At 47.8% G+C, this 5,972-nt stretch carries 5 protein-coding genes and 1 pseudogene; all 6 read left to right on the forward strand.

Annotated elements, in window-relative coordinates; genetic code table 11:
• Nucleotides 1-130 precede the first annotated feature (130 nt).
• The 6 genes and pseudogenes from BG32_RS09000 to BG32_RS09025 all read left to right on the forward strand — a co-directional run bounded on the left by BG32_RS09000 (nucleotide 131) and on the right by BG32_RS09025 (nucleotide 5,519).
• Nucleotides 131-1,039, forward strand: a complete 909-nt coding sequence (locus tag BG32_RS09000; protein WP_099773080.1) for a respiratory chain complex I subunit 1 family protein — start codon at nucleotides 131-133, stop codon at nucleotides 1,037-1,039.
• A gap of 4 nt (nucleotides 1,040-1,043) precedes the next feature.
• A complete protein-coding gene (nuoB, locus tag BG32_RS09005; protein WP_121526710.1) occupies nucleotides 1,044-1,583 on the forward strand; it encodes an NADH-quinone oxidoreductase subunit NuoB in 540 nt (179 codons plus the stop codon).
• The gene (locus BG32_RS09010; RefSeq protein ID WP_121526711.1) at nucleotides 1,567-2,082 is read left to right on the forward strand and encodes an NADH-quinone oxidoreductase subunit C; all 516 of its coding nucleotides are present in this window, start codon (nucleotides 1,567-1,569) and stop codon (nucleotides 2,080-2,082) included. Before nuoB ends, BG32_RS09010 begins: the two co-directional genes overlap by 17 nt.
• Nucleotides 2,083-2,401: 319 nt before the next feature.
• Nucleotides 2,402-3,180: pseudogene (locus BG32_RS09015) on the forward strand (NADH-quinone oxidoreductase subunit D).
• 12 nt (nucleotides 3,181-3,192) lie between these two features.
• On the forward strand, nucleotides 3,193-5,022 hold the full coding sequence (locus BG32_RS09020) for an FAD-dependent oxidoreductase (protein ID WP_121526712.1): 1,830 nt from the start codon (nucleotides 3,193-3,195) through the stop codon (nucleotides 5,020-5,022).
• Entirely contained in the window at nucleotides 5,022-5,519 is a 498-nt protein-coding gene (locus BG32_RS09025; protein WP_014731290.1) for a ferritin family protein, read from the forward strand. The genes BG32_RS09020 and BG32_RS09025 overlap by 1 nt, the downstream gene beginning before the upstream one ends.
• The last annotated feature ends 453 nt before the right edge of the window (nucleotides 5,520-5,972 follow it).

A 5,972-nucleotide genomic window follows, 5' to 3' on the forward strand; every position in this document is an offset into this window, starting at 1 on the left:
TCGACTTCTGAGAAGATTAAGGAGCTTGGAGCCCTGTTCAAGGCAGTCTTTTTCAACCGTAATCCTCAGGTTTACATTGCTTTGACTGTTATTGTGCTTCTTGGCGCCTTCTGGTGGTTGAGGTGATGACATGTTTATGAATATCATAATCACAATACTTTCGGGGATCGCGCTTCTAATAGTCGCGTTCGTATATACCGTAACCCTTGAAGGAATTGCAAGAAAGATAGATGCAAGAATTCAGAGAAGATACGGCCCGCCTTTCTGGCAGAACTTCATAGATATTTTCAAGTCTCTGACGAAGCACTCGATTTCCCACGGCTTCATCTTCGACTTTGGTTTACTTATGGCTCTGGGAGGGACGATTGCGACGGTCTTCTTCGTCCCGGCCGGCAGTCTCGCCGTCTTTCCGGGAATCGACAATGTCTTTGTAGTGATCTATCTTCTGGCAATTGGCCTTCTTGGAATGGCGATGTCTGCCGTAGGGTCGGGAAATCCAAATGCATCCATAGGAATCGGAAGGGCACTGGCCCAGATGCTTGGATACGAACTTCCCTTCATGATAGTGATTCTCGGGGTCTTTTTCCACCATGGGACTTCATCTCTATCCGATCTTGTAAGCATCCAGATAGCGCAGGGTGCTTACAACGCTTGGTTAATGCCGATTGGCGGAGTAGTTGCCTTTATTTCTCTGATAGGGATGCTCGGAAAGAAGCCCTTCGACACCTTCATTGCACCGGCCGAGATAGCTTCCGGACCACTTGTGGAGTACAGCGGGAAGTATCTTGGTATGCTGATGATCCAGCACGCATTTGCGACATTCATTGAGATCGGATTGTTTGTGAACCTCTTCCTTGGAGGCGGTAGGACTTTATGGGAATTCCTCTTGAAGTTCCTTATAGTGTACTTCTCCATAGTAATCATCTCCGCCACTATTCCAAGATTCAGGGTCGAGCAGGCGATCAAATTCTACTGGAAATGGCCGCTCATTCTCTCCTTCGTTCAAGTAATCATAGTGGTCTTTGTGATGGGGAGGTGATGGCATGAGCGAAGAACGCAAAGCATGGGAAAAAGTAGCAAATATGCTCAGATCACGCTCGCTGTGGATGCTTTATTACTGTACCGGATGTGGAGCTATAGAGCTGCCTCCAACGATGACTTCGCGCTTCGATATGGAGCGTCTCGGGATTGGGCCTATGGCAACTCCTAGGCAGGCCGACATTATGTTAATCACCGGATACCTAAGTACTAAGACTCTCAGGAGAGTCATTTACTCATACGAACAGATGCAGTCGCCGAAGTATATAGTCGGCTTTGGTTCTTGCACTTTAAATGGGGGAATATACTACGACTCGTACGCGACGATAAACAAACTGGATCTTTATGTGCCTGTGGATCTTTATCTGGCCGGTTGTATGCCCCGCCCGGAAGCTATAGTAAGCGGATTCACCGCGCTGATGAGCAAGATTGACAGAGGAGAGGCCAACGGCTGGAAAGAGTATCAGGATAAGAACGATTGGTACAAGAAGAATCAGATAGAGGCTCTCGGGGAGGTGTATGTGCACGATGAATTCCATGAATGAGATACTTGCAGAAGTGACGACTATTGCCGGAGAATTGTCGGTCAAGGAAGTAACCGCCCGTGAGTCGATCGTATCCGTTGAAGCTTCAATGCTGAACGCGGTTCTTGAGCTCTTGAAGAGAAAAGGCTTCTCTCATCTCTCATTAATAACCGGCGTCGATAGGATAAAAGACAGAGTCTTCGAGGTGTTCTACACCCTTTTCAGATGGGAGACGGGAGAGACTCTGTTGGTGAAGAGTTCTGTTAGTAGAGACAGGCCCGTCATTACTAGCGTGATGCACCTTTGGCCTACAGCAAGGTTTTATGAAAGAGACGTTCACGAGTTCTTTGGTATAGTGTTCGATGGCAACCCCGATCTCAAACCACTCATACTCGAAAACTGGAAGGAAATGCCACCGATGAGAAAAGACTTCGATCCGCAGAAATATTCAAACGAGCACTTTCCGGACAGGAGTTACGAAACAGAGTTCCTGGTCGAAGGGGGCGATGAGAATGAGTAAGGAAGTCAAGCTGTTCTTGGGCCCTAACCACCCCGGGATGCATGGCAATTCAAGCGTTCACCTCTACGTGGAGGGTGACACCGTCGTCAGATCGAGACTCGTTCCTGGCTTCCTTCACAGGGGCTTCGAGAAGTTGATGGAGAGAAGAGGCTGGATGCAAAACCTGGCCTTGATCCCCCGAATCTGCGTGCCCGAACCGGACATAAACGAAATGGTTTACGCAATGGCAGTCGAAGCGCTCACCGGGACGGAAGTGCCAGAAAGGGCTCACTGGATAAGGATGATAATTCTCGAGCTGGCGAGAATAGCTTCCCATCTAATGGCTTTGGGTGGAGTCGGAGGATCTACGGGTCTCTACACGATTTCGCACTGGACTCTTGCGGACAGGGACAGGATTCTAGATATTTTCGAGAAAATTACAGGCGCAAGGGTCTATCACATGTATATCGTTCCTGGGGGTGTAAGAAAGGATCTGCCGAAGGGATAGAATCTGAGATAGTTGAATTTCTGGATTACATAGAAAGCAGGAGCGATGAATTTGAGAACCTGCTCCTGAAAAACAGGATAATCAGAACGAGGACAGAGGGTCTCGCGCTTCTAACCAGAGAAGAGGCGCTGGAAATAGGCGTAACCGGCGTGGGACTGAGAGCAACAGGTCTGCCGTATGACATAAGAAAGATAGATCCTTATGCAAAATATGACAGTGTGGCTTTCGACATTCCCACCGCAACTGAAGGGGATGCATTTGCCAGATTCACTTTGAAATACTATGAGATGATGCAGAGTATCAGGATACTGAGGCAGGTACTTGAGAAAATGCCGGAGGGACCTGTGAACGCAAAGATCTCATCTGGCAGCGCTCTCAGATGGAGGGTGCCGGAGGGAACTGTCTACACTCACATAGAGTCATCCAGGGGCGAGTACGGATACTTTGTTGTCTCAGATGGAGGGGAAAGACCCTACAGGATAAACGTCAGAGGGGCTTCCTTTCCTCAGGGTTTGTACGGTGTCGAGAAACTGCTAGCAGGCACAAGAATAGAAGACGTTGCTCTCTGGTTAACCACTATGGACTTCTGTCCGCCAGAGATCGACAGATAGGGGGCTGGTAACGTGAGCGTATACGATGATTTCAAAAAGACTTTCTGGGGTCCTACTGTAGCCTGGAAGAGACTGTTCACGAAGCCGGTTACAATAAAAGTTCCACAGGTTTATCGCGAAGCAGCCGAAAGATACAGGGGGTTCCACGTTAACGATTGGGACAAATGCTCCGGATGTGGAACTTGCGCAAAGATATGCCCCACCGACGCCATTAAGATGGTGCCAGTGGATATTACGGTCGATATCGGAAAGAAGGCACAGCGACCGGCTATAGACTATGGAAGATGTTCCTTCTGCGGTATGTGTGTCGACATATGTACGACGGGTTCACTGAACATGACCAGGGAGTATATTCATATATCCGACGACCCTGATAGTTTTTTCTTCCTACCAGATGAAACTGGCATCCATCATGATAGTCAACCTATAGGCTATTCACGCGATGAAAACTCGGAACTGCTCGATCTTGAAAGGGTAGAAATGGAAGAGCTCTCGGGTGAAGAGAGAGTTCAGTCATTTATAGAATTTGTCAAGGGATTCTCGAAAGAGCAGGCCATAGCGGAGGCGGCAAGATGTGTGGACTGCGAACTCTGCATAGATGCCTGCCCGGCAAAAATGGATATTCCTAGATACATAGAGAGCGTCTTCAAGAACGATACAAAAGAGGGCGTCGAATGGATATACAGGACCAATCCTTTGCCGTCGGTTTGTGGACGCGTCTGTACCCACAAGTGTGAGACCGTCTGTTCAATAGGTAACAGGGGAGAGCCCGTTGCCATAAGATGGCTGAAGAGATATCTCATGGATCAGGAGAAGACGGAAGACGTTATAAGATATGCGAAAGAACAAGAGATAGTCAGAAAGGGAATTGGCAGAGTTGCGATAATAGGCAGTGGCCCGGCCGGTCTGTCTGCCGCATATTACCTTTCGCTAATGGGCTACTCTGTTACAGTCTATGAAAGCAAAGAGCATGCGGGCGGTGTCATGAGGTATGGTATACCACGCTATCGTCTCCCCGATGAAGCATTGGATGCAGACTTAGAAGTAATAGAAGCCTTGGGTGTGAAGATCGAATGCGGCAAGACAGTTGGAAAGGACGTCACTATAGAACACCTTCATGAGAAGTTCGATGCGGTCTTTCTCGGAACGGGGTTCATGAAGGGAAGAAGCACCGGAGTCAAAGGAGCTGACAGCGAAGGGGTTTTGATGGCCATGCCTCTTCTCGAGTCTATTCGCGATTATCTCAGAGGGGATTCAAGCAAGAAACCGGAGGTGCCAGAAAGCCTTGTCGTAATAGGCGGAGGCAACGTTGCAATGGACGTGGCTCGTAGCGTTGCCCGTCTCCAGAAGATGGAAGGAATGCCGATAGATGTCAAAGTAACATGTCTCGAATCCTCGGATGAGATGCCAGCCGACCTTGAGGAGATAGTAGAGGGAAGGGAAGAGGGAATCAAATTCTTTCCTAGTCGAGGACCGAAGGAAGTCTGTCTCAAGGGCGGCAAAGTCTTCGGATTATCTACGATTGCTTGCACAGCAGTCTTTGATAAAGACGGAAGATTCAACCCAAGATTCGATGAAAGCGACGAAAGTATGATCGAAGGAAAAATGATTGTTGAGGCAATAGGTCAGGCGCCGGACTACGATTATCTTCCAGAATCGATCAGAGAGAAGATACAGTTCGTAAGGGGAAGAATACTCGTTAACGAGAAAGGTCAAACAGATCTTCCCTGGCTTTTCGCGGGAGGAGATATCGTGAATGGTCCGGACATCATTCATGGCGTTGCCGACGGTCACAAAGCGGCAGTTGGTATCGACGAGTACCTTAGTAAAGGGGTGAAGTGATGAGCGATTTCAAGAGCATTCTGGAGGTAGCACTCAGTTTCGAAAAATCAGGCCGGGAGTTCTATAAAAATAATATGCAGAAGGTCAATCAATCCGTTGCCAAAAAGACCTTCGAATATCTTATGGAAATGGAAGACTCTCATGTGAAGTTCATTGAGGGTATGATCGAAGCTCTTGAAGATAACAAGGAGGTTGATTTTGCCCTACAGGAAGAAGCGGAGGAGATATTCGTAGAGAGGCTGGAATCGCAAGCGCTCTCAAACAACTCTTACAGCAGCGATCTTGCCGATCTTTCGATTTTAAGAATGGCCTACCTCATTGAGAGGGATTTTGTTGATTACTACGAAAATGCCTCCAAAAACGTGGAAGACACGAGTGCAAAGAAACTCATGGTAAAGCTAATGAACTGGGAAAAAGGGCATGTTACTCTTGTCAAAGACCTCATGGAAAAGATATACGAAAAGAACGCAATTGATCTTGGCTTCTATCCCTTTTGATTGGAGAGAACGTTCTCGAGAAGAGAAACGAAGAAGCCGTTACGCTTTGCGGGAGAAGAGCCGCTGCACGCTTAAAAGCGGAGAACCCGCTGAATGCTATGAAGAACCATCCTTGGTCCTTCAAGAACATGGACCCGTCCCTCGTAATTATCGCTGTACGCTGATGAAAACCACGTTATCCGTCAACGGTCTTCTGAGAAGAGCGTGTCCTTCGATAAGATCAAAGAAACTAAAGAGGTCAGAGGTATGAGGGTAGACGTATGAAGATCAAGATCAAACATCACATACTCTCATGAACTATTATCAGCATCTTGTGTTCCGTAGCTCTTTTCCAACCTGCAACCACCTACCTGCAGCCCCGATCGATTCAAAACCCAGATCCCGAAACAAGTTCGGGATGACAGCGAGTGATTATTCCGAAAAGGATAGATTCCGTCATTCCGACAAAGCTCC

The organism is Mesotoga sp. HF07.pep.5.2.highcov (assembly GCF_003666285.1).
GTDB classification, from domain to species: Bacteria; Thermotogota; Thermotogae; order Petrotogales; family Kosmotogaceae; genus Mesotoga; species Mesotoga prima.